The organism is Cellulosimicrobium cellulans, from assembly GCF_016907755.1.
GTDB classification, from domain to species: domain Bacteria; phylum Actinomycetota; class Actinomycetes; order Actinomycetales; family Cellulomonadaceae; genus Cellulosimicrobium; species Cellulosimicrobium cellulans_D.
On sequence record NZ_JAFBCN010000001.1, the window covers coordinates 2,847,297 to 2,871,756 of the forward strand.

The 24,460-nt window shown below is 74.8% G+C and carries 27 protein-coding genes and 1 tRNA gene; 11 read left to right on the forward strand and 17 right to left on the reverse strand.

Annotated elements, in window-relative coordinates:
- Nucleotides 1–7 precede the first annotated feature (7 nt).
- Complete coding sequence (locus JOE63_RS12440) at nt 8–514, forward strand: VOC family protein (protein WP_204541730.1); 507 nt, start codon at nt 8–10, stop codon at nt 512–514.
- Nucleotides 515–534: 20 nt separating this feature from the next.
- Nucleotides 535–1,350 (forward strand): MerR family transcriptional regulator, encoded by an 816-nt coding sequence (locus tag JOE63_RS12445; RefSeq protein WP_204541732.1) that lies wholly within the window; start codon nt 535–537, stop codon nt 1,348–1,350.
- 19 nt (nt 1,351–1,369) lie between these two features.
- Here the strand turns inward: JOE63_RS12445 and JOE63_RS12450 are convergent, their stop codons facing one another.
- Nucleotides 1,370–2,224, reverse strand: coding sequence for an SDR family oxidoreductase (locus tag JOE63_RS12450; RefSeq protein ID WP_157759635.1), 855 nt, complete (start codon nt 2,222–2,224; stop codon nt 1,370–1,372).
- 62 nt (nt 2,225–2,286) lie between these two features.
- Between JOE63_RS12450 and JOE63_RS12455 the strand changes: the two genes are divergently transcribed.
- Nucleotides 2,287–2,877 carry a TetR/AcrR family transcriptional regulator gene (locus JOE63_RS12455; RefSeq protein ID WP_087472112.1) on the forward strand — a complete coding sequence of 197 codons (591 nt, stop codon included), beginning with the start codon at nt 2,287–2,289 and terminating at the stop codon, nt 2,875–2,877.
- A gap of 77 nt (nt 2,878–2,954) precedes the next feature.
- Here the strand turns inward: JOE63_RS12455 and JOE63_RS12460 are convergent, their stop codons facing one another.
- The 3 genes from JOE63_RS12460 to JOE63_RS12470 form a co-directional block, all read right to left on the reverse strand.
- Nucleotides 2,955–3,953, reverse strand: a complete 999-nt coding sequence (locus JOE63_RS12460; protein ID WP_204541734.1) for a hypothetical protein — start codon at nt 3,951–3,953, stop codon at nt 2,955–2,957.
- 16 nt (nt 3,954–3,969) lie between these two features.
- The gene (locus tag JOE63_RS12465; RefSeq protein ID WP_087472114.1) at nt 3,970–5,451 is read right to left on the reverse strand and encodes a trypsin-like serine peptidase; all 1,482 of its coding nucleotides are present in this window, start codon (nt 5,449–5,451) and stop codon (nt 3,970–3,972) included.
- Between the two features lie 157 nt (nt 5,452–5,608).
- Nucleotides 5,609–6,025: a VOC family protein gene (locus tag JOE63_RS12470; RefSeq protein WP_087472965.1), complete on the reverse strand. Its 417-nt coding sequence runs from the start codon at nt 6,023–6,025 to the stop codon at nt 5,609–5,611.
- 137 nt (nt 6,026–6,162) lie between these two features.
- On the opposite strand from JOE63_RS12470, the gene JOE63_RS12475 reads away from it, so the two are divergent.
- A complete protein-coding gene (locus JOE63_RS12475; RefSeq protein WP_204541736.1) occupies nt 6,163–7,167 on the forward strand; it encodes a helix-turn-helix transcriptional regulator in 1,005 nt (334 codons plus the stop codon).
- Between the two features lie 26 nt (nt 7,168–7,193).
- On the opposite strand, the gene JOE63_RS12480 is transcribed toward JOE63_RS12475, so the two are convergent.
- The gene (locus JOE63_RS12480) at nt 7,194–8,048 is read right to left on the reverse strand and encodes a helix-turn-helix transcriptional regulator (protein WP_204541738.1); all 855 of its coding nucleotides are present in this window, start codon (nt 8,046–8,048) and stop codon (nt 7,194–7,196) included.
- A 101-nt stretch (nt 8,049–8,149) separates the two neighbouring features.
- On the opposite strand from JOE63_RS12480, the gene JOE63_RS12485 reads away from it, so the two are divergent.
- Nucleotides 8,150–8,914 carry an SDR family oxidoreductase gene (locus tag JOE63_RS12485; RefSeq protein ID WP_204541740.1) on the forward strand — a complete coding sequence of 255 codons (765 nt, stop codon included), beginning with the start codon at nt 8,150–8,152 and terminating at the stop codon, nt 8,912–8,914.
- Between the two features lie 15 nt (nt 8,915–8,929).
- Here the strand turns inward: JOE63_RS12485 and JOE63_RS12490 are convergent, their stop codons facing one another.
- Both JOE63_RS12490 and JOE63_RS12495 read right to left on the reverse strand, forming a co-directional pair.
- Nucleotides 8,930–9,520: a hypothetical protein gene (locus tag JOE63_RS12490; protein WP_204541742.1), complete on the reverse strand. Its 591-nt coding sequence runs from the start codon at nt 9,518–9,520 to the stop codon at nt 8,930–8,932.
- Nucleotides 9,517–10,140: a TetR/AcrR family transcriptional regulator gene (locus JOE63_RS12495; protein WP_087472118.1), complete on the reverse strand. Its 624-nt coding sequence runs from the start codon at nt 10,138–10,140 to the stop codon at nt 9,517–9,519. The genes JOE63_RS12490 and JOE63_RS12495 overlap by 4 nt, the downstream gene beginning before the upstream one ends.
- An 84-nt stretch (nt 10,141–10,224) precedes the next feature.
- On the opposite strand from JOE63_RS12495, the gene JOE63_RS12500 reads away from it, so the two are divergent.
- On the forward strand, nt 10,225–11,682 hold the full coding sequence (locus JOE63_RS12500; protein WP_204541744.1) for an MFS transporter: 1,458 nt from the start codon (nt 10,225–10,227) through the stop codon (nt 11,680–11,682).
- Between the two features lie 72 nt (nt 11,683–11,754).
- Here the strand turns inward: JOE63_RS12500 and JOE63_RS12505 are convergent, their stop codons facing one another.
- The 5 genes from JOE63_RS12505 to JOE63_RS12525 all read right to left on the reverse strand — a co-directional run bounded on the left by JOE63_RS12505 (nt 11,755) and on the right by JOE63_RS12525 (nt 15,012).
- On the reverse strand, nt 11,755–12,120 hold the full coding sequence (locus JOE63_RS12505) for a nuclear transport factor 2 family protein (protein WP_087472120.1): 366 nt from the start codon (nt 12,118–12,120) through the stop codon (nt 11,755–11,757).
- 50 nt (nt 12,121–12,170) lie between these two features.
- Nucleotides 12,171–12,998 (reverse strand): SCO1664 family protein, encoded by an 828-nt coding sequence (locus JOE63_RS12510; RefSeq protein ID WP_204541746.1) that lies wholly within the window; start codon nt 12,996–12,998, stop codon nt 12,171–12,173.
- Complete coding sequence (locus tag JOE63_RS12515; RefSeq protein ID WP_204541748.1) at nt 12,995–13,543, reverse strand: DUF3090 domain-containing protein; 549 nt, start codon at nt 13,541–13,543, stop codon at nt 12,995–12,997. The genes JOE63_RS12510 and JOE63_RS12515 overlap by 4 nt, the downstream gene beginning before the upstream one ends.
- A gap of 55 nt (nt 13,544–13,598) precedes the next feature.
- Complete coding sequence (locus JOE63_RS12520) at nt 13,599–14,318, reverse strand: histidine phosphatase family protein (protein ID WP_204541750.1); 720 nt, start codon at nt 14,316–14,318, stop codon at nt 13,599–13,601.
- 70 nt (nt 14,319–14,388) lie between these two features.
- Nucleotides 14,389–15,012 (reverse strand): ATP-binding protein, encoded by a 624-nt coding sequence (locus JOE63_RS12525; RefSeq protein ID WP_204541752.1) that lies wholly within the window; start codon nt 15,010–15,012, stop codon nt 14,389–14,391.
- Between the two features lie 180 nt (nt 15,013–15,192).
- Between JOE63_RS12525 and JOE63_RS12530 the strand changes: the two genes are divergently transcribed.
- Nucleotides 15,193–15,330, forward strand: coding sequence for a hypothetical protein (locus tag JOE63_RS12530; RefSeq protein WP_157759637.1), 138 nt, complete (start codon nt 15,193–15,195; stop codon nt 15,328–15,330).
- 26 nt (nt 15,331–15,356) lie between these two features.
- Here JOE63_RS12530 and JOE63_RS12535 read toward each other — a convergent pair whose 3' ends face one another.
- Complete coding sequence (locus JOE63_RS12535) at nt 15,357–15,767, reverse strand: VOC family protein (RefSeq protein WP_204541754.1); 411 nt, start codon at nt 15,765–15,767, stop codon at nt 15,357–15,359.
- Nucleotides 15,768–15,863: 96 nt separating this feature from the next.
- Between JOE63_RS12535 and JOE63_RS12540 the strand changes: the two genes are divergently transcribed.
- The 4 genes from JOE63_RS12540 (at nt 15,864) to JOE63_RS12555 (ending at nt 19,641) form a co-directional block, all read left to right on the forward strand.
- Nucleotides 15,864–16,856, forward strand: coding sequence for a helix-turn-helix transcriptional regulator (locus JOE63_RS12540; protein ID WP_244286161.1), 993 nt, complete (start codon nt 15,864–15,866; stop codon nt 16,854–16,856).
- Between the two features lie 85 nt (nt 16,857–16,941).
- The gene (locus JOE63_RS12545; RefSeq protein WP_087472124.1) at nt 16,942–17,601 is read left to right on the forward strand and encodes a response regulator transcription factor; all 660 of its coding nucleotides are present in this window, start codon (nt 16,942–16,944) and stop codon (nt 17,599–17,601) included.
- Nucleotides 17,598–18,896: a sensor histidine kinase gene (locus JOE63_RS21680; protein WP_204541755.1), complete on the forward strand. Its 1,299-nt coding sequence runs from the start codon at nt 17,598–17,600 to the stop codon at nt 18,894–18,896. Before JOE63_RS12545 ends, JOE63_RS21680 begins: the two co-directional genes overlap by 4 nt.
- A gap of 265 nt (nt 18,897–19,161) precedes the next feature.
- Nucleotides 19,162–19,641, forward strand: coding sequence for a phosphatase PAP2 family protein (locus JOE63_RS12555; protein ID WP_204541756.1), 480 nt, complete (start codon nt 19,162–19,164; stop codon nt 19,639–19,641).
- Between the two features lie 63 nt (nt 19,642–19,704).
- On the opposite strand, the gene JOE63_RS12560 is transcribed toward JOE63_RS12555, so the two are convergent.
- The 4 genes from JOE63_RS12560 to JOE63_RS12575 all read right to left on the reverse strand — a co-directional run bounded on the left by JOE63_RS12560 (nt 19,705) and on the right by JOE63_RS12575 (nt 24,326).
- Nucleotides 19,705–21,621 carry a heavy metal translocating P-type ATPase gene (locus tag JOE63_RS12560; RefSeq protein ID WP_204541757.1) on the reverse strand — a complete coding sequence of 639 codons (1,917 nt, stop codon included), beginning with the start codon at nt 21,619–21,621 and terminating at the stop codon, nt 19,705–19,707.
- A 544-nt stretch (nt 21,622–22,165) separates the two neighbouring features.
- A tRNA-Pro gene (locus JOE63_RS12565) sits at nt 22,166–22,239 on the reverse strand.
- A 69-nt stretch (nt 22,240–22,308) separates the two neighbouring features.
- On the reverse strand, nt 22,309–23,685 hold the full coding sequence (locus tag JOE63_RS12570; protein ID WP_244286162.1) for an MFS transporter: 1,377 nt from the start codon (nt 23,683–23,685) through the stop codon (nt 22,309–22,311).
- On the reverse strand, nt 23,682–24,326 hold the full coding sequence (locus tag JOE63_RS12575; RefSeq protein ID WP_204541759.1) for a GntR family transcriptional regulator: 645 nt from the start codon (nt 24,324–24,326) through the stop codon (nt 23,682–23,684). The genes JOE63_RS12570 and JOE63_RS12575 overlap by 4 nt, the downstream gene beginning before the upstream one ends.
- Between the last annotated feature and the right edge of the window lie 134 nt (nt 24,327–24,460).

A 24,460-nucleotide genomic window follows, 5' to 3' on the forward strand; every position in this document is an offset into this window, starting at 1 on the left:
TGACCGCATGACCGACACGTACCCCGCCTTCGACCTCTCTCCCGTCCCCGCCCCGGGGCCTGACGCCGTCGCCCCCGAGCCGTTCCGCGGCATCTACGGCATGCCGCAGTTCGTCACCGTCCCGACGGCGGGCCTCGCCGCGTCCGTCGACCTCTGGACCCGGGGCCTCGGGTTCTTCGACCTCTTCTCCGTCCCGGGCGGCGTCGTGCACCTGCGGCGCTGGGCGTTCCAGGACGTCCTGCTCGTCCCGGGGACGCCGGCGCCCGGGCCGAGCGCGCTCACCGTCAGCTTCGCGTGCGTGCTGTCGCAGCTCGACGGGATCGTCGCCGCGTGCGAGGACGTCTCGCCCGGGTGCACGACGGGCCCCCGGGAGATGCCGTGGGGCTCCGTCGAGGTCGAGGTCCGCACGCCCGAGAACACGCGCGTCGTCATGACCGCGGCGCGGCCGTACGACCCCGGCAGCGACGCGGCGCGCTTCCTCGACGGCATCGGGATCGAGGCGCCCCGGTCGTGACCGTTGAGACACTGGGGCGCGTGACCTCGGAACCTCCGCGCCGTCGCGTCGCCGACGCGCTCACCGTCGGCGACGCGGCCGCCGCGGTCGGGGTCACCGTACGGACGCTGCACCACTGGGACGCCGTCGGCCTCGTCCGCCCGTCGGCGCGCACCGCCGCGGGCTACCGGCTGTACGCGCCGGCCGACGTCGCGCGCCTGCGCCGCGTGGTGGCGTACCGCGAGCTCGACGTCTCGCTCGAGGACATCCCCGGGCTGCTCGACGCGCCCGGGGACGACGCTGTCGACGCGCTGCGTCGCCACCGCGCGCTGCTCGGCGAACGGATCGCGCGCATGGGACGGACGGCGCTCGCGCTCGACCGGCTCCTCGACGCCCGGGAGCGCGGTCTGCTGCTCACCCCCGCGGAGCAGGTCGCGCTGTTCGGCGAGACGTGGGACCCGGCGTGGCCCGCCGAGGCGCGCGAACGCTGGGGCGACACCCCGCAGTGGGCGCAGTACGCGGAGCGGTCCGCCGAGCGGACGCTCGACGACTGGCAGGACCTGGCGGACGGCGTCGCCGTGCTCGAGGCCGACCTCGCCGCCACGTGCCGCGAGGGTGTCGAGCCGGCGTCGGCGCGCGGGCTCGCGCTGGCCGAGCGCCACCGCGCCTCGATCGGCGCGCACTTCGACTGCACCCCGGCCCGGCACGTGTGCCTGGCCCGGCGGTTCGTGGAGGACGACGGGTTCCGCGCCCACTACGACGGCCTGGCGCCGGGCCTCGCGGGATGGCTGCGTGCCGCGGTCGAGGCGAACGCGCGCTCCCGCGGCGTGGACCCGGCGACGGCCACCTGGGACTGAGCCCGGGCCTCGACGTCCGCTACGACGCTCCCGACCGCGCCGCGCGCCACATCGCGACGACGTCGCGGGCCCCGTAGCGCAGGTACGACCGCTGGGGCCGGGTGCCGCGCACCAGCGCGTCCGTGCCGCCGTCGCCGTACACGACCTGCCCCGTCGTGAAGCGGTTCTCCGCGGAGACCAGGTGGGCGAGCAGGTGCGCGACGGGCGCGACCGGGCCGGGCGCCCCGAGCGGCTGCGGGAGCGCCGTCTCCAGGAGCGCCCGGTCACGCTCCCAGGTCCGGGTGACGGTCTCGGTCGCGACGATGCCCGGCGCGACGGCGTTGAGGACGATCCCCGCACCGGCCCACTCCTCGCGCACGGCCGTCGTCCGCACCCAGTGGTTCAGCGCGATCTTGCTCGACCGGTAGAGCTGGCTCCCGCGCCGCGTCCGGGTCAGGCGTCGCGCGGTCGCGAGCGCCCGCGGCTCGTCGCGCCGCGCGCAGGCGCGGACCAGCGCGCCGCTGCCCCGGTGGAGCGTCGAGGACGACGACACCACGACGACGGCCGGTGTGGTGGAGGACGCGAGGGCGGGTCGGAGGCCGTCGAGCACCTCGACCGTGCCGAAGTAGTTCAGGGCGACGGTCTCCGGTCGCGGGGCGCCGGACCCCGCGACCGCGACGACGGCGTCGAACCGGTCGTCCGTCAGGCGACGGACCTGCTCGACCAGCGCCGCGCGCCCCTCCCGGGACGTGAGGTCGGCGCGGACGTCGGCGCCCGGGCCCAGCCCGCACGCGACGACGTCGCCCGTCCGGGCGAGCAGTCGGGCGACCTCGCGCCCGAGGCCGGAGTCCGCTCCGGTGACGACGTAGGTACGAGGGCGGCTCAGTGGCTCCATGGACCCACTCTGCCACAAGGTGCAGATCTGCATACTTTGCCCTCGACGGCTAGGCTCCTCGCGTGACGAGCGAGAACGGCCACGACGCCCGGAGACGACGCACCCACGAGGCGATCCTGGCGAGCGCGGGACGCCTCTTCGCGGAGCAGGGGTTCGCCCGCACGACCGTCGCCGAGGTCGCACGTGCCGCGGACGTCTCGGAGCGCACGTTCTACCTGCACTTCCCCACCAAGGAGGACCTCCTCTTCGACCACGTGCACGCGTTCACCGAGCTCGCGTGGCGCGTCGCGGAGGAGTCGCGCGCGCCGTCGGCCGCAGCCCGGGTCGACGCCGCGGTGCGGGCGCTCGTCGACGCCGCCACCTCGGACACCGCCCTCGTCGCCCAGGCACGGGCACGCGCCTCCCTGGGGGGCAGCGGCCGGGTGCCCGCCCCGCTCCTGGCCCGGCTCTCGTCGCTCGCCGCGGGGCTCGCCGACCGTGTCGCCCGCGGGACGCGGAGCCCGCTGCGCGACGTCGCCCCGATGGTGGGCGCCGCGGTGGGCGCCGTCGAGGCCGCCGGGCTGGCCCTCGCGCACGAGACGGACGACCCCGCGGCCCTGCGCGCGGGGATGCTCGCGGCGTTGGACGCCGCACTTGTCGGCTTCCGGCACTGAGCCGACCGGGTTGTCGGTGCCCCTGGCTACGGTCGGGCGTGCGCCGGAGCGCGGCGCGCGGCCGACGCCGCACGCCCTCATGCCCGCGCTCGTACGCCGTCGGCACGCCGCACCGGGCGGCTCGCCCCGCTGTCCTCCTCCCGGTCGAGGCGCGCCAGGAGAGCCGCGAGCGCCGCGGCGATCGGCTGTCCGGTCGCGTACTCGACGAACAGCCACTGCCCGGCGGGGTTGATCTCGAGGAACACGTAGTCGCCGTCGGGCGTGCGGCGCAGGTCCACCGCGCCGTACCAGAGCCCGAGCACCTCCATGAGGCGCAGGAGCCCGGTCGTGACGTGGTCCGGGAGGCCGTGCGCCGCGGTCGGGCAGTGGTGGGTGTCGACGCGGAAGTCGTACGCGTACCCCGACTCCTCGGTCCGCAGCTCGGCCGCGAACACGTCGGTGCCGACGACGGTCACCCGCACGTCCGAGCCCGCGACGGCCTCCTGGAAGATGACCGGCGCGTACCGCACGCTCTCGATGAGGTCGAGGTCCGCCTCGCGCACGGGGCGGGTCTCGCGCCACGTCGCGGGCGTGCCGCTGAACGGCTTGAAGATGACGCGGCCCGGCTCGCGGCGCAGGAACTCCCGGGCGCGGGCCGGGTCGTTGGTCATGCACGTGCGCGGCACGCGCAGCCCGAGGCGCGAGGCCACCTGGAGCTGCCACATCTTGCGCGAGCCCGCCTCGTCGCGGTCCGGGTCGTTGACCCACGTCGCGGGCAGGCACGACCACAGCCCGGACACCGCCGCGGCGACCTCCCCGTGGGCGAACCCGCGGTCCTGGGGCGAGCGGACGTCGTCGTGCAGCGCGAACGGCTGCGGGCGACGCCACCACATGGCGCGCAGCCCGGTGGCGTCGACGGCGCTCACGCCGTCGCCGTCGCTGTCGACCCAGTCGGCGCGCCACCTGGTCGCGTCCTGGGCGGACGTGAGCGACACCGCGCGCGGGGCGTGCCCGGTGTCGAGCAGGACGTGGGGAGCGTCGAGCTCGCCCAGGTGGCGGACGACCTCCGTGGTGTGGAGGTCGTCCGCGTGGGACACGATGCCGATCATCGGGTCACTGCCCGGCCTGGAGCTGGGTCAGGGCCGCCTCGACGGCCTCGAGGGTCGCCCGCGCCTCGGCGACGGCCTCCACCAGCGCGCCGACGACGTCGACGGGGGCGCCCTCGTCCTCCTCGTCGACGAGCGACTCGGCGCCCTGGACGAACGGCCGCGCCCCGGCGAGCGCACCCGCCTGGACGAGCCGGCCGATCGCGGGGTTCACGACCGGGTCGAAGAGGTCGCCGGGGTCGAAGATCCCCTCCTGGAGCGTGTCCCCGGGTCCCGTGCCGACGTCGCCCGCGAACCCGGTCGCGACCGGGGTGTCCGTAGCGAACCGCGTGTCGGCCTGGAAGATCGAGTCCAGGGCGCGCGGGGTACCGCCCTGGTCCCGGAGGAACGACGTCCCGATCTGGTCGGCGACCGTGTGGGAGTCGGCCTGCTTGATCGTGAGCACGTCGACCGCCCGCGCCGTGTCGGCCGCGCGGAGCGTGCCGACCTGGTCGGCCGCCTTGACGGTCGCGATGACGTCCTGCGCCAGCGACGTGAGGACGTCGTCGGCGACGGCGGTGCGCGACCCGTGCGGCAGCGCCTGGAGCGTCGGCGACACCGCCCGGATGCCCGCGATCGCGGTCCCGAAGTTGGCGCCGGTGCCCGACGCGTTGCAGCCGCCGTTGGTGTGCACGCCCACGAGCTCGCCCGTCGGCCCGAGGATCCCGGACCCGGAGTTGCCGCCGAGCGTGTCGATGTCGTTGTAGCGGACCTGGTTCGTCGTGACGGTGGTCGCGGGCCCGGCCTCGACCCGCTTCGGCATCCCCGCCGGGTGGCCGATGATCGCGAGCATGTCGCCGACGGCCGGGTTGCCGGTCGCGACGGCGGTGAACCCGTAGGTGTTCCCCGGGTTGCCGCCCACGCGCACGACCGCCATGTCGAGCCCGCCGAGGCGGTACTCGACGAGCGCGAGGATCGGGAAGCTCACCTCGGTGCGCAGCACCCCGCCAGGGTCCACCTGGTAGAGCACGTTGATGTGCATGCTCGTCGCGATCTGCTGCGGCGTGACGACCTGCATCGAGCCGTTCTGGCGGGGCAGGACCCACCCGTCGGCGCTCTGGTCGAACAGGTGCCCGCACGTGAGCACCAGGTCCGGGGCGATGAGCGTGCCGCTGCCCCAGCGGACGCCGTCGACGTTGCCGGGGTTGGTGAAGACGCCGCCGAGCCCGGTGTTCCACTGCACCTGGACGGCCTGCTTCTGGTGGGCGTTCACGTACGCCTGCGTGACGCCCAGGGTGCCGTCGTACTGCTCGACGGGCTGGGAGTCGTCGGTGGCGCCGCAGATGGACTCGAGCATCTCGGAGTACGTGGGCTCGTCGCCCGCGATGGACTCGAGCGTCAGCGGGATCCGCTCGGGGAGCGGCGGGTAGAGCGCGTCGACGGTGTCCGGCGTCTCCGGCACCTCGCGCCGGGTCGGCTTCCGGGACGTCGACTTCCTGGTTCCAGGCATCGGGTTCCCCCTCGGTTCGGTCCCCCTGCACCTGGAGGGAGGTGGGGGCGGGCCTGCTCGTGCGGGGTGGGAGCGGGTGAAGCACGCGGGTCGAGCGGCCGCCCGCCGAGCGGCCGGAGCGCACCCCGCGACGGCGAGGAGCGCCCCGGCCGACGCGTCAGCGGCTCGCCACGACGTCGAGCACCCAGGTCACGCCGAACCGGTCCGTGAGCATCCCGTACAGCGGCGCCCAGTCGGACGACGCGAGCGGCGCGACGACGGTCGCGCCCTCGACGAGCGCGTCCCAGTAGCCGCGGACCTCCTCGACGTCGTCGCCGCGCACGGAGACGAAGAACGGCGCCTCGCCCGGGCTCCAGGGTCGTCCCGCCGGGACGTCGTAGGCCATCACGCGGAAGCCGCTCGACGCGCTGACCTGACCCCAGACGACGAGGTCGGCCTCGGCCGGGTCCGGCGCCTGGCCCAGGTCGCCGTACGTGGTGAGGACGAGGTCGCCGCCGAACACGGCGCGGTAGTGCTCGAGCGCGGCGCGGGCGTCGCCGCGGAAGTTGAGGTGCGGGGTGGTCTGGACGGACATGACGTCTCCTTCGGGTCGGTCGTCGGGCCGCGGGTCGCGGTGCCCCGAGCTCCCGGGCTCGCCGCCCGGGCTCATGACGACGACTCTCTCCGTCAATGCGGACGGATAGCGTCCGCATGGTGCGCGAGCATGGGAGCATGACCGAGACGTCGCGCCGGACCCTCCTCCTGCTCGCGCTCCTCCAGGCGCGCCCGGACCGCACCGGCCCGGAGCTCGCGGACCGGCTCGGCGTCGACCCCCGGACCGTCCGTCGCGACGTCGAGCGCCTGCGCGACCTCGGCTACCGGGTCGTCGCCACGCGCGGCCGCGACGGCGGGTACCGGCTGGACGCCGGCGCGGAGCTCCCTCCCCTGCTGTTCGACGACGAGCAGGTCGTCGCGCTCGCCGTGGCGCTGCGCACCGTCGCGGTGAGCGGGACCGGCGACGCGATCGCGGAAGCGTCCGTGCGGGCGCTGACGACCGTGCGCCAGGTGCTGCCCGCGCGGCTGCGCCACCGGGTCGACGCCGTCGACGTCGCACCGGTCCCCGCCGGCCCCGGTCGTCCCACGCCCGCGGTGGACCTCGACGTGCTGCTCGCGGTGAGCGCCGCCACGCGACGCCACGAGGTGCTGCGGCTCGACCACGCCGCGCCGGGCTCGGCGGACGAGGGGGACTCCCCGAGTACGCCCGCGGCGCCGCGCCGGGTGGAGCCGCACTACGTCGTCGTGCGCGACGGCCGCTGGTACCTCCTCGCGTGGGACCTGGGCCGCGACGACTGGCGCACGTTCCGCCTCGACCGGACGACGCCGCGCGTCCCGACCGGGCCGCGCTTCACACCCCGCGAGGTGCCGGGCGGGGACGCCGGCGCGTTCGTCGCGGCCCGCTTCGCGGGCAACGAGCGGGCGCACGCCCCGGGGTGGCCGTGCACGGGGTGGATCGAGCTCGCGGCGCCCGCCTCCGCCGTCGCGCCGTTCGCCGAGGACGGCACGGTCGAGGCGCTCGGCCCCGACCGGTGCCGGGTCGGGCTGGGCTCGTGGTCCTGGGCCGGGCTCGCCGCGCGCGTCGCGGCGTTCGACGCCGACGTCCTCGCTGCCGGGCCGGCCGAGCTCGTCACGGCGTGCGCGACCGCGGCGGCACGGCTCGACCTTCTCGGGCAGCGGTAGCAGGGCACGTCCGGCGCGCACGTGCGTCAGACGCGGGCGTCCGCCGCGAGGTCCTGCGTGCCGAGCACGCCGAGCAGGCGGATCCGCTCCGCCGCCTCCGTCCCGGGCGCGGCGGTGAGCACGAGCAGGACCTGCTGCTGGTCCTCGGTGAGCAGCGCCTGGCAGTCGACCTCGATCTCGCCCACCACCGGGTGCACCAGCACCTTGTGGTCGACGAACCGGCGCGCGACCTCCTGCCGGTCCCACAGCGCGTCGAACTCCGGGCTCGTGCGCCGCAGCTCCCGGGCCAGGCGCCCGGCACGCGAGTCCTGACCGAGCACGGCGACGGCGGAGCGCAGCCCCGCGACGAGCGCGCGGCCCTGCCGGTCGCGGTCGTCCGCCGGGTAGATCGCGCGGGCCGCCTCGGGGTGGGCGAACCACCGGTAGATCTCGCTGCGGTCCCAGCCCGAGTACGCCGTCGCGTCGCCGTAGAGCGCACGGGCCAGGTCGTTCTGGGCGAGGGCCTCCCCGAGCGGGTTGAGGATCAGCGCGGGGGTGTCGCCGAGGCGGTCGAGCACGCGTCGGAGCGCGGGCGCGACGTGGCCGGGATCGGTCGCCCGGTCGGGGACGCCGTGCCCCGCGACCCGGAAGAGGTAGTCGCGCTCGTCGTCGGACAGGCGCAGCGCCCGCGCGATCGACGCGAGCATCTGCGTGCTGGGCTGCGGACCTCGCTGCTGCTCCAGCCGCGTGTAGTAGTCCGTCGACATGAGCGCGAGCTGCGCCACCTCCTCGCGGCGCAATCCCGGTGCCCGACGGCGCAGCCCGGGCGGGAGGCCGACGTCGCCCGGCTGCAGCGCCTCCCGGTGGCGGCGGAGGAAGTCGGCGAGCGCGGCACGGTCCATGCCTCTCATCGTCCGGGGTGCGCGGCGCGCGTGCCAGGGATCGCCGGTCCCCCGTTCGACGGACTCTGCCGCGCCGCCCGCACCGCGCCCAGGATCGAGGCATGGACATCACGAACAGCACCGTCTTCATCCCCGGCGCGACGAGCGGCATCGGCCTGGCGCTCGCGGTCGCGCTCCACGAGCAGGGCAGCACCGTCGTCGTCGGCGGCCGCCGCGCCGCGCTGCTGGACCAGATCGCGGCCGAGCACCCTGGCCTCGACACCGTGCGCATCGACACGACCGACCCGGAGAGCATCGCCTCCGCCGCGAAGGAGGTGCTCGAGCGCCACCCCGACCTCGACACGCTCGTCGCCATGGCGGGCATCATGCGCGCCGAGGACTGGCACCACCCCGAGGGGTTCCTCGACACCGCCGAGGAGATCGTCACGACGAACGTGCTCGGGCCGATCCGCCTCGTCGGCGCGTTCGTCGAGCACCTGCAGACCCGGCCGCGCGCGACGATCGTCACGGTGTCGTCCGGGCTCGCGTTCGCGCCGCTCGCCGTCACCCCGACGTACGACGCGTCCAAGGCCGCGATCCACATGCTCAGCGAGGCGCTGCGCCTCCAGCTCGCGGACACGAGCGTCGACGTCGTCGAGCTCGTCCCTCCGTCCGTCGCGACCGACCTCATGCCCGGCCAGCGCGAGAGCGCCGTCGCCATGCCGCTCGACGAGTTCGTCACCGAGGTCGTGGACCTGCTGCGCACGCAGCCCGACGCACCCGAGGTCCTCGTCGAGCGCGTGAAGTTCCTCCGGTACGGCGAGGCGCGCGGCGACTACGACGAGGTCGTGCGCGTGCTCAACGCGTCGGACCCGCACGGCCGCTGAGGCCGGGCGCCGGGCTCACCCGGCCAACGACATCACGACGACGCCCACCCCGAGGACCGCGTCCAGCGCGCAGCAGAACTCGGCGAGGGTCGAGGCGACCACGCGGCGGGCACGCAGGTGGTGCACGTCCCACGCCGCATGTCCGAGGAGCCCGGCGCCCACGACCAGCCCGGCCCACGGCTGCCCGAGCAGCGCGACGGCCACGGCGGCACCGACGACGACGGCCATCGCCGCCGCCTGCAGCGGCAGGCCCCACCCGGGCCGGACCCTGCCGCGGACCAGCCCGTAGACCCCCACCACCACGACGAGCGCGAGCAGCGCCCAGAACGGGTCGAACCCGGGGACGGCGAACCCGACGCCGAGGAGCACGAACGTCAGGCCGAACAGCGGCCAGGCGGCCGATCTCCGGCCCAGCGCCGCGGCGCCGAGGTAGACGAAGCCCGCCGCGGTGAGCACCTGCGCGACCTGCGCCGGGTCGGACACCCCGAACCAGAACGCGGCCGCGAGCGCCGCCCCGAAGGCGATCCCGGCGACGGTCGGCCACCGCGCCGGCCATGCGGACGCCCGGGGCGGCTGCTGGACCGCGGCGTGCTCGGCGGCGGTCACGACGTCGCCCCGTCGGGCACGTGCGGGACCGGCTGACCGGGCGGGGTGAAGGCCGCCAGGACGGTCGCGGCGATGGTGGCGGCCGCGTCGTCGGGCGCGAGGCGACCCGCCTCGATCTCCGCCGCGGCGCCGTGCATCACGCGGTGGAGCGTCCCGACCAGCCACGAGGCGGGCAGGTCCGTCCGGAACGCCCCGGCCTTGCGGCCCCGCTCGACGAGGCGCTCGACGCGGGTCGCGGGTCGCTCGTGGAGCTCGAGCATCCGCTCGGGCGAGAGGACCTCGGTCGCCGCGGTCATGAGGGCGCCGATCTGGACGATCGTCAGCCAGCTCTGCCGGACGAGGCGGACCAGCGCCTCGCGCGGGTCGCCGGACAGGTCCAGCGCGTCGAGCGCCTCGTCGCCCTCCTCGATCGCGCGGGCGACCACGGCGTCGACGAGCTCGGCGCGGCCGGCGAAGTGCCCGTAGAGGGTGACCCTGCCGACGCCCGCGGCCTTCGCGATCTCCGCGATGCTCGCGTCGGGGTCGCGGCTCAGGCGGACGGCGGCGGCGTCCAGGATCGCCTGGACGTTGCGGCGGGCGTCGGCCCGCTTGGCCTGGTGCTGGGTGGCGTTGCTCGGCATGAAGACCTCCCTTGTCGAACACCACTGTACGAGTTAACGTGGCCGCGTCAACCCGAACACGCATGTTCGACTTGAGGAGCCGCCATGACGGACCACGACCTGGACGTCGCCAGCCCACGCACGACCCCCGACCCGGCGCGGTGGCGGGTCCTCGCGCTGCTCGGGACCGCCCAGCTCATGCTCATCCTCGACATCACGGTCGTGACGATCGCGCTCCCGGCGATCGGGGACGACCTCGGGCTCGAGCGCGCCGCGCTCACCTGGGTCGTGAGCGCGTACACCCTCGCCTTCGGCGGGCTCATGCTGCTCGGCGGCCGGCTCGCGGACCGGTTCGGTTCGCGGCGGCTCGTCCTGACCGGGCTGACGATCTTCACGCTCGCCTCGCTCGCGACCGGGCTCGCGACCGGCCCGGCGCTGCTGCTGGCGGGTCGGGTCGCCCAGGGCGTCGGCGCCGCGCTGCTCTCCCCCGCCGCGCTCTCGGCGGTCGTCACGACGTTCGACGGCGAGGAGCGCAACCGGGCGCTCGGCGTCTGGTCCGCGCTGAGCGGCGGCGGGGCGGCGCTGGGCGTCCTGCTCGGAGGCCTGCTCACCGGTGGCCCGGGCTGGCCGTGGATCTTCTTCGTCAACGTCCCCCTCGGGCTCGCGCTCCTCGCCGCGCTGCTCCGGCTCCTCCCTGCGGGTCCCGTCGGCTCCCACCGCCGTCGGCTCGACCTGCTCGGCGCGGCGCTGGTGACCGCGGCGACGGGCTCCGTCCTCTTCGCGCTCATCGGAGCGGGCGACCGGGGCTGGTCCGACGCCACCACGGTGCTCTGGCTCGTGGCCGGCCTGGTGCTCTACCTCGTGTTCGCGCTGTGGCAGCGCGCAGCCGCCGCGCCGCTCATGGACCTGCGACTGCTGGTCCGTCGCCCCGTCCGAGCGGGCACGTTCCTCGTCCTCGTGGCGACCGCGCTCATGATCGCCGTGTTCTTCCTCGGCTCGTTCCTGCTGCAGCGCGTCCATGACCTCGGCCCGATCGCCACCGGGATGCTCTTCCTCCCGGTGGCGGTGGCGACCATGGCCGGGTCCCAGCTCGCGGGCACGTTCCTCGGGAGGACGGGCGCCCGGGCGATGACGCTCACCGCGGCGCTCGTGGTCGCCGCGGGCCTCGCGCTGCCCGCGCTCGTCCCCGGGGTCGCCGCCGCCGTCACCGGGATGGTGGTCGGGTCCGCCGGGATCGGCGCGCTCTTCGTCGTGGCGTCGGCCACCGCGCTCGGCCAGGTCGCGCCGCACGAGGCGGGCATCGCGTCCGGCATCGTGAGCACGTTCCACGAGCTCGGCGCGGCGCTCGGCGCCGCCGTCATCTCGAGCGTCGCGGCGGCAGGCATCGCGGACGGCTCGGTCCAGGGGATCGAGGCAGGCTTCGGGTTCGCGGCCGTCGTCGCGCTCGTCACCGGTGCCCTGGCGCTCGCACTCCTCCCGGCGCGGCGACCGACCACGAGCACCGACCCGGGTACGGACGCCGCCGCGCGGACGGGCGAACCCGGGCCGAGTGACGGTTCGTAGGAGCGACGGGCGGGCGACGCCGGTCCCGCGCGCCGAGGGGTGCCCGGGCGAGAGGGGCGCTCGCGGAGCGGATCAGGCGGTCGCGGCGGCCGGCGCGAGCGTGGCCGCGAGAACCTGCCACCGCTCGTCGGCGCGCACCCAGAGGCGCGTGTAGACCAACCGCGCGGACACCGCGGTGCCGCCCTGGACCGCCTCCACGGCCGCGACGAGCCGGGTCGCTCCCGTCGCGACGTCCTCCTGGACGTCGAGCGACTCCTCCTCCAGTCGGGTGATCCGCAGCGCACCCGAGCGGTAGCCCTCCAGGTCGTCCTCCTTGGAGAAGACCGACCCGTCCGGGCCGGCGCCGACGCACCGCGGGTGCAGCAACGCGTCCAGGGCCTCGACGTCACCGGCCCGCTGGGCGGCCTGGAGCGCGTGCTCAGCAGCAAGAAGACTCATCGCGCGAGTCTACGCACCCCGACCTGCGGCTCGGCGCGGGGAGACACGCCTCAGAACAGCGGCCACGGCACGGCGGGCATGCCCCCCGTCGGGGCAGGGAACCGCGCCGCGCGCAGCAGCCGGTCGCAGCGCTCGGCGAGGGCGGTCACCTCGTCGGGAGCCAGAAGGTCTGCCAGGCGGCGACCGAGGTCGCCGTCGTGGGCGGTCCCGTCGTCGGTGCTCCCGTCGCCGGTACCGAGGCCGGCGCGCACGCGCTCGACGCCCGCGAGCTCGTCGACGTCCAGGCTCTCTCCGAGCCAGCCCCACAGCACCGTCCGCAGCTTGGGCTCGACGTGGAAGGTGACGCCGTGGTCGACGCCGAGCCGACGTCCGTCGGGCAGCGGCAGCACGTGCCCGCCCTTGCGGTCGGCGTTGTTCACGATCGCGTCGAACACCGCCATGCGACGCAGCGCCGCCGTGTCCTCGTGGACGACGCTCACCGGACGACCCTCGTCGTCGACGCCCTCCAGCACCGTCCGCACGCCGTCCCCCGGCACGTCGCCCGTCGGGACGACGTCGACCGGCGACTGCCCGCCGTCGACCTCCTGCCAGAGCTGCACCATGCCCGGACCCAGCGGTCCGTCACGCAACCACGTGCGCGGCACGATGCCCCAGCCGAGCATCTCGGACACGACGTACGCGGCGACCTCCCGGGACGCCAGCGTGCCGTCCGGGAAGTCCCACAGCGGCTTCTCGCCCGCCACCGGCTTGTACACGACCTCGACCTCGTCGATCCGTGCCAGGAACGTCGCGTTGGAGGCGGCGCGGATGCGTCCGACGATGTCGAGCGGCGCGGTGTCGGGCGGCGTCGTGGCGACGTCGTCGTGCGGGGTCGTCACGCCTCGTCGGGCAGCACGCACTCGTGCCCGTCAGGGTCGACCGGAGCACCGCAGCGGGGACAGGCCGGTCGGCCTGCCTGCACGACGGAGCGCGTGCGCTGCGCGAAGGCGCGGGCCGTCCCGACGGGCATGCGGACGAGGAGCGACTCGGCGGGCTCCGGCTCCGGTGCGTCCGGGTCGAGCTCGTCGTCGTCCACGAGCGGGAACGCCTCGACGACCACCTGCGCGGTGCGGGGGTCCCAGCTCAGCCGCATCGACCCGGTGCGGAACTCCTCCTGGACGGGGAGGTCCAGCGGGTCGTCGTCGACGAGCTCGGCCGCCACGTCGACGGGGACGCTGAACCGGTTGTCGGGCTGCTCCATGAGCTCGTCGAGCAGGCGCTGGATGGTGTCGGCGAGGACGGCGGACTGCTCCTTCTCCAGGGCGACGCTGGTCGTCCGGGTGCCCGTCCGGGCCTGCAGGTAGAAGGTGCGGGAGCCGGGCATCCCGACGGTCCCCACGACGACGCGGTCGGGCCAGTCGTGCTCGTGGACGAGAGTGGGCATGCGCCCACTCTACGAGCGGTCGTCGCCTTCGTGGCAGAAGATCGCGGGCCGGGCGTCAGGACGGCGGCGCACCGCTCGGGTCGGCGGGCCGTCCGTGCCCGGCGCCGCCCCCGACCGGGGCGTCGCCGGCAGGCGCGGCACCGCCCAGCCACGAGAGGTCGCCCGCGTCGGTGTTGACCGCCATCACGTCCGGGCGGTGCGGGCCGTACCGGACGATCGAGATCGACGCCGGGCCGACGACGATGCGCTGGAACAGGTCCAGGTGCATCCCCAGCGCATCCGCGACCACGGACTTGATCACGTCCCCGTGCGAGACGGCCGCCCAGACCGCGTCGGCGCCATGCCGTTCCGCGACCTCGGCGTCGTGGCGGCGCACGGCCGCGACGCTCCGTGCCTGCATCGCGGCCAGCGATTCCCCGCCGGGGAACGCCGCCGCCGACGGCTGCGTCTGCACGACGGACCACAGCGCCTCCTTCGCCAGGTCCTGCAGCGCGCGCCCCTGCCACCGCCCGTAGTCACACTCGGTGATGCCGTGCTCGGTGACGGAACCCGGCGTGGCCGCCTGGCGGTCGAGCAGTGCTCGCGCGGTCTGCCGGCACCGTTCCAGCGGGCTCGTCACGACGCGCGCGAGCGGCACCCCCGCGACGCGCTCGGCGGCGCGGGCCGCCTGGTCACGCCCGACCGTGTCCAGCCGTACCCCGGCGGCCCGCCCGGCGAGGACGCCTCCGGCGTTCGCGGTGGTGCGGCCGTGGCGGACGAGGAGGACGGTCGGCATGCCCCGAGCGTAGGCGCGTCCGCTGCCCGGTGCGGACGACGCGCGGGCCACGGGCTCGGCGCGAGCGGCCTCAGCGCGGCGGAGCGGATCGTCCGGTCACGCGGACGACCAGCCCTTGCGCGCCGAACGCCCCGATCCGCTCGCGCAGCCGCGACACGTCGACGTGCGTCGCCAGTCCCAGCGGCGGGTCGACCACGAAGCGCACCGTCGTGCCCGTCGAGCCGTCGTCGGGGACCGGGACGAGGTCGGTCACCGGGACGCCCGCGGCGTACCGCTGGGTCCACGAGCCGTTGAGCCGGCGGTTGGTATGCGTCAGCTCGACGCTGAGCGCGCTGACGACCGACATCCCCCGGCGCGCGTGCCCGTCCGCCAGGACCGGCGGCGCCGGCGCGTCGAAGAACCGCAGGTCACGCGTCGCCATGACCGGCTTCTTGACGAACCTGCCCGCGTCGTCGAAGAGGGTCGCCGTCCCGCGGCCGTCGTCGGCGACGGTCGCGCCCAATGCGTGCAACGTCACCACGGCCGACCCGACTCCGCGGTCCTCGGCCTCCTCCGCGGCGTAGGCCAGCACCTCGAGCACCAGGTGCTCCACGCCACTCGGGGCCAGCTCGCGCGCGCGACGGCGGACGTCCGCGAGGTGCTCATGATCCACCGACGCCGACCAGTCGTGCGTCGTGCTGACCCGGCTCGTCACGGCCCGCCCCCTCCGGCTCGATCGTCGACCATGCGCACCCTCACGTCGTCGACAGGGGGAGCGTAGCCCGCAGACCCGGCAGCGCCGTCGCGGCGCGACCGCACCCGCCGCGACGACCTGTCGCCGTTCCTGCAGCGGCCGGCCCGGTACGCGGAGCGTGAGCTGCCCCACCTGGCCGAGATGCGGTCGCTGGCCCGTGCGCTGTGGCCGTCGTCCGCCCACCTCGCCCTCGGCGGGTACGCCGACGACGAGACGACGCTGCGCGTCCTCTCGGCAAGGGACAGAGCGCTCGCGGTCACCGTCTTCGACTCCCCGTGACCGTCGTGCGGTCGTCGGGGATCGGCTCAGGGCCTCGGCCCCCGCCCGGAGCGCTCGGTGGCCTCGGAGCTCGTCGGCGTGAAGAAGTTGACGAGGTTGCCGTCGGGGTCCCGGAACAGCAGCGACCTGTTTCCCCAGGGCATCGTCGTCGGCTCGTTCACGAACACGTTGACCACGCCCTGGAGAACCGGGTAGACCGCATCGACGTCGTCGACGAGGAAGTCGAGCACGACGCTGCGGTTCGACGCACTCTCGGCAGCCCCTTCGCCCAGCAACGCCACCGTCGCCGAGCTCGCGATCGCGATCGTGCCGTGGTCCGTGCGCAGCTCGCCGAAGAGCGGGTGGAGGCGGACCGCAGCGAGTCCGGTGATGCGTTCGTAGAAGCCGATCAGCCGATCGACGTCGTCGGTGACGATGCGGGTTGCGGCGAGCTGCATGCGGGACTCCTCGAGGATGCGCGGGACGGACTGACCCGACACACCGTACGAATGATTCTGGACAGATCCTGACCGGAATGGGTCGACGATGGAGGGGTGTCTTCCGCCGCCCGCCTGTTCCTGCTTCTCGAGCTGCTGCAGTCCGCGCCCTCGCGCACGATGACCGAGCTCGCCGACCGCCTCGTGGTCGACGAGCGCACGGTCCGCCGCGACGTCCGGAGGCTGGTGGACCTCGACATCCCCGTGGAGTCCGTGCGAGGACGCTACGGGGGCTATCGCCTCACCGCCGGCCGACACGTCCCGCCTCTCGTCCTGTCCGCCGACGAGGCGACCGCCGTCGTCGCCAGCATCGTCCGGGCGAGGGCTACCAGCCGCGAACACGACGAGGCCGCGCACGCGGCGCTGTCGAAGATCCGTCGCGTCCTTCCTGCCCAGGCGTCGCGACGTGTCGCCGCGCTCCTCGGGGACGCGGCCGTCACCTCCGCGGGCGACACCGAGAGTCCCGACGGGGAGACGCTCCTGACGCTCGTGGACGGCGTCGCGAGCCGGCAGACCGTGGAGATCGCCTACCGTGACGCCGACGGCGCGCGCTCGCTCCGGACGCTGCACCCGCTCCGGGTCGTCGAGCACGCGGGACGGTGGTACCTGGCCGCTCACGACGTGACGCTCCGAGCCGAGCGCACGTTTCGGATCGACCGGATCGACAGCGTCCGTCAGACCGGCACCGTCTTCCCGGAGCCGGAGGCACGCCCCACGGCAGACGATCTCGTCCGCCGTTTCGCCCAGGCCGACTACCCGTGGCACGTCGTGCTCCACGTGCACGCGACGGAAGCGCTCGTCCGGTCCCACCTCCCCCGGGCCGTCGCGACCGTCGCGGCACTCGACGTGCCGCCCGAGGACGAGGTCCCGTGGCACCGCGTCGAGATCCGCGCGAAGAGCCTCGAGTGGCTCCCGCCCGTCATCGCCGCGATCGGTGCCGACGTGCGCGTCGAGAGGCCCACCGAGCTCCGCGACCTCCTCGAGGCCGCCGCGACGAGGCTGCGTCACGCGGCACGCCTACCCGGCACGCCTCCGTGGCGACGCTCCTGATCCTGCGGTCCGGCGCGGGCACCCGTCGCGCCCTGAGGGCCAGCGCCGGCAGCGGGTGCGACGATGAGCGCTGGAGGAGAAGCCGATGGCCGGAGTGGGCGTGTGCGAGGACGACCCCGCGGTCCGGCGCGCCGTCGCCGAGACGCTCCGGCGTGCGGATCACCGCGTCGTGCTCGCACACACAGGCTCCGAGGCCATGCGCGTCCTCGGGCCCGGCGCCGGCCTCGACGTCCTCGTCATCGACATCGGCCTTCCCGACGCGGACGGACGCGACGTCTGCCAGGCGCTGCGAGCCGCCGGGCAGACCGCTCCGGTCCTCTTCCTGACGGCCCGGGACACGCTCACCGACCTGGTCTCGGGTTTCAGCGCCGGCGGTGACGACTACCTGACGAAGCCGTTCGCCGTGGCAGAGCTGCAGGTCCGGGTCGCGGCCCTCGCGCAACGCCGCCTCGCGACCGCACCGACCACGGGCCTCGTCCTCGACCCCGCGACCTTCGCGGTGCGCTACGACGTCCGCGCGTGCACCCTCACGCCCACCGAGTTCCGTCTGCTGGCCTCGCTCACCGCACGCCCGGGCACCGTCGTCCGGCGCCGTGAGCTCGTCGCCGCGGGGTGGCCGATGGGTGCGATGGTGCAGGAGAACACGATCGACTCGTTCGTCCGTCGGCTGCGCGCGAAGCTCGCCTCCGTCGGCTCGCCCGTGCGGATCGAGACGGTGCGCGGCGTCGGGTACACGCTCCGGTGACACGCGCGACCTCGCGCCTGCTCTCGTGGCGCACCTGGAGCATCCGGGCACGGATCGTCAGTGCCACGGCCGTCCTCAGCCTCGTCGGCATGGCCGTGCTGGTCGTGCTCGTCGACCTCGCCCTCGACCGCTCCGTCGACGCCAGCGTCGCCGAGCTGCTGCAGGCCCGAGTCGACGCGGTGGCGGACGGCGACCCGGCAGCCTCGGACGAGGCGTCGGGGCCCCTGGTGTGGTTCTTCGATCCCGGCGGCGACCTGCGGTCCGGTCCGTCGACGACGGCGCTGGGCGACGCCGCCTCCCGGATGGCCCAGGAACCGTCCGGCACGGTCCGGGAGGTCGACGAGTGGCTGCTGCTCAGCGACGACCTGCCCGCGGGGCGTGGCTCGATCGTCGCAGCGACGTCGTTGGAGCCCTACGAGACCACTCGCCATCTGTCGCTGCTCACGTCGGGCCTGCTCGGGGTCCTCGTGGTCGCCGCGGTCACGGCCTTGACGGCGGCGGCCGTGGGTCGCGCGTTGCAGCCTGTCCGGTCCATGGCGCAGGACGCGTCGCGGTGGAGCGAGCACGACCTCGACCGCAGGTTCGCCCTCGGCCCGGTTCACGACGAGATCACCGAGCTGGGAGCGGTGCTCGACCAGCTCCTGGAGCGCGTCGCGCAGGTCCTGCGCGCGGAGCAGCGCCTCACCGCCGAGCTCGCGCACGAGCTGCGGACCCCGCTGACCGTGGTCCGCGCCGAGGCAGAGCTGGCGCTGCAGGTCGGCGGCCAGGACGCGGACCGCGACCGCCTCGAGCGGATCGTGGACGCCACGACGCACATGGACGCGGTCATCGACACCCTGATGTCCGCCGCGCGCGGCTCGGTCGCGGCGCACGTGCGCACGCCGGTCGACGAGGTTCTCGACGCCGCGACGAGCGGACCCGCGACGACCGGGCGCGGCCCCGCGGTGGTCGTGCACGGCTCCCCCGGCCTCGTCACGTCCACCCCGCTGGACGTGGCCACGAGGGCGCTCTCGCCGCTGGTGGCGAACGCGCTGCGCTACGGACGAGCCCGGGTGACGGTCCGCGCGTCGGACGCCGGCGCCTGGGTGGCGATCGACGTCGAGGACGACGGGCCCGGCGTGCCCGAGGAACAGGCGGAGGCGGTGTTCGTCCCCGGGCACCGCGCACCCGACTCTCCCGGCGCGGGGCTGGGGCTGCCGCTCGCGCGGCGCGTCGCCCGGGCGAGCGGTGGAGACGTCGAGCTCGTCACCGCGACCCCGCCGCGGTTCCGGCTGACGCTGCCGGCGGCCCGGTGACCTGGCGGAGGGAGCGCGATCGACACGGTCGTCGCACGGCAGGCCGGTCAGGTGGCTGGCAGGTGCCCGCGCCTAGCGTCACCGGGTGCGAGACCGACGGCCACTGATCTTGGGAGCCGCGGTCGCCGCGTCCTCGTTCCTGCTCCTCCTGGCGCTCACGCTCCTCGCGGGCCGTGGACCGTTGGCGATCGACCGGTGGTGGCAACCCGTCGTGGCCACTCTCCACAGCCCTCCGGCGACGGCGGTCCTCACGGTCGTGTCCGACATGAGCAGCAGGCTGATCGGAAAGCTCGTCGTACCCGTCATCGTCGTCGTGGCTCTCCTGGCCCGACGCAGATGGGCGGATGCCCTGACGTTCGCCGTCACCGTCGCAGCGTCGGCCGTGATCGTCTGGACTCTCAAGGACCTGGTCGCACGCCCCCGGCCGGGCGCCGGAACGCTCGACACGTCGTACGCGTTCCCCTCGGGGCACGTCACGAACGCGGCGACCGTCGCCGTCCTGCTCGCGGTCCTGCTGGGCCGCCGCTGGCTCCTCGCTCTCGCGCTCGTCTGGGCGGCCGTCATGGCGGTGAGCCGCACGTACCTGGGCTTCCACTGGCTCACCGACACCCTGGCCGGGATCTGCCTCGGGACGCTCCTCGCACTGGTCGCCGTGCTCGTCCAGGACAGCGTCACCCGGCTCCGGGGGCGACCCGCCGAACGCGAGCGATCCGGTGCTCGCGCGGCGACGTCTCGGGGAGCGTGACCCGAGTCCCACGACGCCGACGGCGGGCGGAGGCAGGGTGTCAAGGGCCCGCACCCGGGTTCGTCAGGCTGCGGTACGCGCGCTCGTCGCGGGTCCCGGCGCCGGCGCCGGTACCCCTCCGTCGGACGGGCTCCCGCGAAGGCCGGAGACCCGGAACGTACGACCGGCCGCGCGCAGAGCCCAGGCGATCGCGATGACGTCGACGGCTTCCTGGAGCCAGGCCCCCACCACGGCGGGCAGCGCGCCCGTGGTCGCGACGAGCATGAGTGCGACGCTGACGGCGATCCCGATCCAGATGCTCTGAAGTGCGACGTCGACGGTGTGGCGCCCGATCTCCACCGTCTCGGCCACGCGCCCGACCTCGTCGGGGAGGATGACGACGTCCGCGGACTCGGTCGCCGCGCTCGACCCCCGGGCCGCCAGGGCGATACCGACGTCGGCCGCTGCGAGCACCGGGGCGTCGTTGACCCCGTCACCGACCATGACGACGGGGCGCCCAGGCACGTCGCGCACGGCCGCGACCTTGTCCGCGGGCAGGCACCCGGCACGGACGTCGTCGATGCCGACCTGTAGGGCGACGGCGCGGGCCGTCGCCTCCTCGTCGCCCGTGACCATGAGGACGTGGCCGACGCCGCCGGTGCGCAGGCGGGCCACGGTCTCTGCGGCGTCGGCGCGCACCTCGTCACGCAGGACGAGGCAGCCGGCGTAGGCGCCGTCGGTCGCGACGTGGACGGCGAGCTCACCGGGAGCGAGCCCGGGCGCCGGCACGTCGGCTCCGGTCTGCTCTGCCACGAACGTCCGCTTGCCGACCGCGACCCGGACGCCGGCGACGGTCGCGGTCACACCGCCGGCCGTGGTCTCCGTGACGTCCTGCGGCACCGGCAGCGTGATGCCACGAGCGGTCGCGCCCCGCACGATCGCGTCGGCGAGCACGTGCACGGACGCCTGCTCCGCGGCGGCGGACAAGCGCACGAGGGCGTCCGCGTCGAGACCGCCCGCCGGGCGGACGTCGGCCAGCGCGGGCGTGCCGCGGGTGAGCGTGCCGGTCTTGTCGAAGGCGACGGTCGCGACCCGGTGCAGCTTCTCCAGGGTGGCGCTCGACCGGATGACCGCGCCACGGCGGGCCGCGCGGCTCATGCCCGCCATGAACGCCACCGGCGCGCCGATGATCAGCGGGCACGGCGTCGCCACGACGAGCACCTGGGCGAACCGGAGCGGGTCGCCCGACACCCACCAGGCGATCCCCGCGATCGCGAGCGCGAGCGCCGTGAACGGGAGGGCGTACCGGTCGGCGAGACGCACCATCGGGGCACGGCTCGCCGCAGCCTCCTCGACGAGCGCGACGATCCGCTGGTACTGCGAGTCCTCGGCTCGCCGGGCGACCTCGATGCTCACGGCGCCCGCGCCGTTGACCGCCCCCGAGTACACGGTGTCCCCCGCGACGCGCTCCTGCGGCAGCGGCTCTCCTGTGAGGGACGAGTCGTCGAACACCCCGGCGTCGGACACGAGGGTGCCGTCGAGCGGCACGATCTCGTGCGCACGGACCAGGACCCGCTCGCCCACCTCGACGTCGGCGACGTCGACGTCACGGACCGCCCCGTCGGCGGTGAGGAGGTGCGCGGTGCGTGGTGCGTTGGACACGAGCGAGGTCAGGTCCTTGCGCGCCCGGCCGGACGCATACTCCTCCAGGGCCTCGCCGCCCGTGAGCATGAGCACGATGACGGCGGCCGCCCAGAACTCCCCCACCGCGATCGTCGACCCGATCGCCGTGACCGCGAGGACGTCGACGCCGAAGGTCCCCGAGCGCAGCTCCTTGACCATCGCGACCGCGGCACGAAGCGCCATCGCGCCCGCGTAGAAGCCCAGCACCCACGGCACAGCCTGCGGCCACACCGCCGACAGCGCCCCTGCGACCGCGACCACGGCGAGGGTCGCGGCCAGGTAAGGAAAGGCACGCGCGGCGCAGAGAATGCGGTTCATACAGAAAAGGATTGCCGAAGACTCGCATTCTTTCAAGCAAGCAAAGCCTTGCCGAACAGCAATTCTCGATACATAAAAGAAAGGAAAGCCTCACCACACCGTGCCCCTCGAGAAATCGGAGCAGACGAGCGCGCGGCGCGCGCGCCGCGCGCCCAGGCATCGACTCGGAGCCTCGGCGAGAAGGATCGGCGCGTGGCGGTCGTCACGACGACCCGGGCCCGTGGGCATGCCGTGCCTGCCTCACGGCCGACGCCCCGTCGATCCCGCGACGTTCGCGAGGAGCGGGGCGTGACGCTCTCGGGAGAACGGCTGCAGCAGACCGCCCGCGACACGGCGGCGTCGCTCTAGCACGTCGGTCACGGACTCCCGTTCTCACCGCACCTGGAGGTGTGGACGGTGCAGGACACGGAGTTCCTCGTCGTCCCCGAGGACGACCCCGCCCAACTACCTCTGACCAGGACCGCTCCACTCGCATGGAAATGACGATGGCCGGGCCTACGAAAACGTAGGCCCGGCCATCTCGACGTCCTGCGACGTCACACTGTCGGGCTGACAGGATTTGAACCTGCGACCCCCTGACCCCCAGTCAGGTGCGCTACCAAGCTGCGCCACAGCCCGTGGCTGGATCACCAGGCGTAACACTCGACCTAGTATCGCGTGTCCCGGCCCCGTGAAGCCTCGGATACTCTACCCCATCCGCGACGCCGCCAGCGCACCGTTTGCCCCGGTCGGGGCTGTGCGGTCGGTCTCGTCCGCAGCGCCCGCGACGGCGTCCCGCTCCCCCGTCGGCAGGTGCGCGCGCCACGCGGTCGCGACGACCGCCAGGCAGATCGCGGCGATGACCAGTCCGCCGAGGAACATCTGGGTGTACGTCCAGCGCACGGAGAGCGCCGCGAGCACCACGGGCACGCAGAACCCGACGTAGGTGATCGAGTAGTAGACCGCCGTGAGGCCGGCGAGGTCGTCGGGCGTCGCGATGCGCTGGACCTCGCTGAGCCCGGCGACGAGCGCGAGCCCGTACCCGGCGCCGAGGACGGCGGCGGCGACGAGCGCCGTCGGGAGGTCGAGCCGGGCCGCGGCGTAGGCGCCGAGGCCCATGCCGACGACGACGATCGACATCGCGACGACGGACGCCCGCGCGCTGTGGCGAGTGTCGATGAGCCGGCCGAGCACCTGGATCCCGACGCCGCAGCCGAGGCCGAGCACGGTCATGAGTCCGGAGAACGCGATGGGCGCGCTGCCCGCGCTCGCGGACACGAGCCCGGGCAGCACGGCGTAGGCGCTGCCCGCGCACCCGAACACCCAGGGCGCCACGGGCACGACGACGCGCAGGAACCGCCGGTGCGCGACAGCCGGTACGCGCAGGTCGTCCCGCAGGCGGCCGCGTGCCGCACCGTCGGGCGCTGCCCGCGTCTCCGGCACGCCGAGCACCCACGCCCCGGCGGCGACGGCGAGCACGGCGTGCAGCAGGTAGGCCGTGTGGGTGGGCCAGGGCGCCCACTGCGCGAGCACCGCCGCGACACCTGCGCCGACGAGGAACCCCAGGGTGAGGGCGAGACCCGCACGTCGGGCACCGGAGCCTCCGTCGGGCACCCCGGGTCCGGCCGCCGCCGCGTCGGTGAGCTCCTTGACCCACGTCGTCCCGACCGCCATGACGAGCCCGAGCGCGACGCCGCACAGCACGCGCCCCGTCGCGAGCAGCGCAGCCGACGACTCTCCAGCGGCGAGCACGAGCGATCCGACGAGCGCGATCGGCGCCGCGGGCAGCAGCAGGGGCCGGCGGCCGTACCGGTCGGACAGCGGCCCACCGAGCAGGAGCGCCGGGATGATGCCCAGCACGTAGGAGGCGAGCAGCGCGTCGACCGTCACGGCCGAGAAGTGTCCGACCTCCCGGTACATGACGAGCAGCGGCGTGAACTCGTTGCCGCCCCACGCGACGGCGAACATCACCGCCGCGACGGCGAGCCACGCGCGCGGCCCGACGGCGACCCCAGCCCCGGGGGCGGACGCGGCCGTCCGGTCCTCGGCCGCCACCGAGGTGGTCGCGGACGTCGCTGCGCTCACAGGCCCGCCCTCGCGTCCTCGAGGTGACGCTGGATGCGGCGCTTGTACGTGCGGGTGTCGCGCACCTCGAGCGCGTCGACGAGGGCGCGGTGGCCGGCGACGAAGGTCGCGGCCCGCCGTGGGTCCCACCGGACGCTGTGCGCGACCATGCGCTGCTGACGCTCGCGCAGGCTCACGGAGAACGTGGTGAGGAGAGTGTTGCCGCCCGCGGCGACGATCTCCTGGTGGAAGCGCGCGTCGAGCGTCGCGTACTCGGCGACGTCGCCGTCGGCGACCGCCGCCTCCTGCGCGGTGACGAGGTCGCGCAGGAGCGCGACGAGCGTGGCGAGCTCCGTGTCGGGCAGGCGGACGACGTTCTGCGCCGCGTGGGACTCGACGAGCAGGCGCGCGTCGAGGACGTCGTCCGCCTCCCCCGGCGCAACCGGGACGACGAGCGCTCCCCGCTTCGGGTAGAGGCGTAGCAGCCCCTCGGTCTCCAGCCGCAGGAACGCCTCGCGCACGGGCGTGCGGCTCACGCCGAGCTGCTCGGCGATCTCGCCCTCGCTCGTCATGGACCCGCCGGGCAGGCTCCCGTCGAGGACGAGGGCCTTCATGTGCCGATAGGCCTGCTCCGTGGCAGAACCGCTGGTGGTTCGTGGCATAGATACATGATGCGTCTAAGTGGTGCACGACTTCGACCGCGGACCGGCCCCACGGGCGTGGGCCTCGCCACACTCGCCACGAACCCTCAGGCGCGGCGGGAGGGTCCTGGCTCGACCACCCCGCGCGTCTGCGG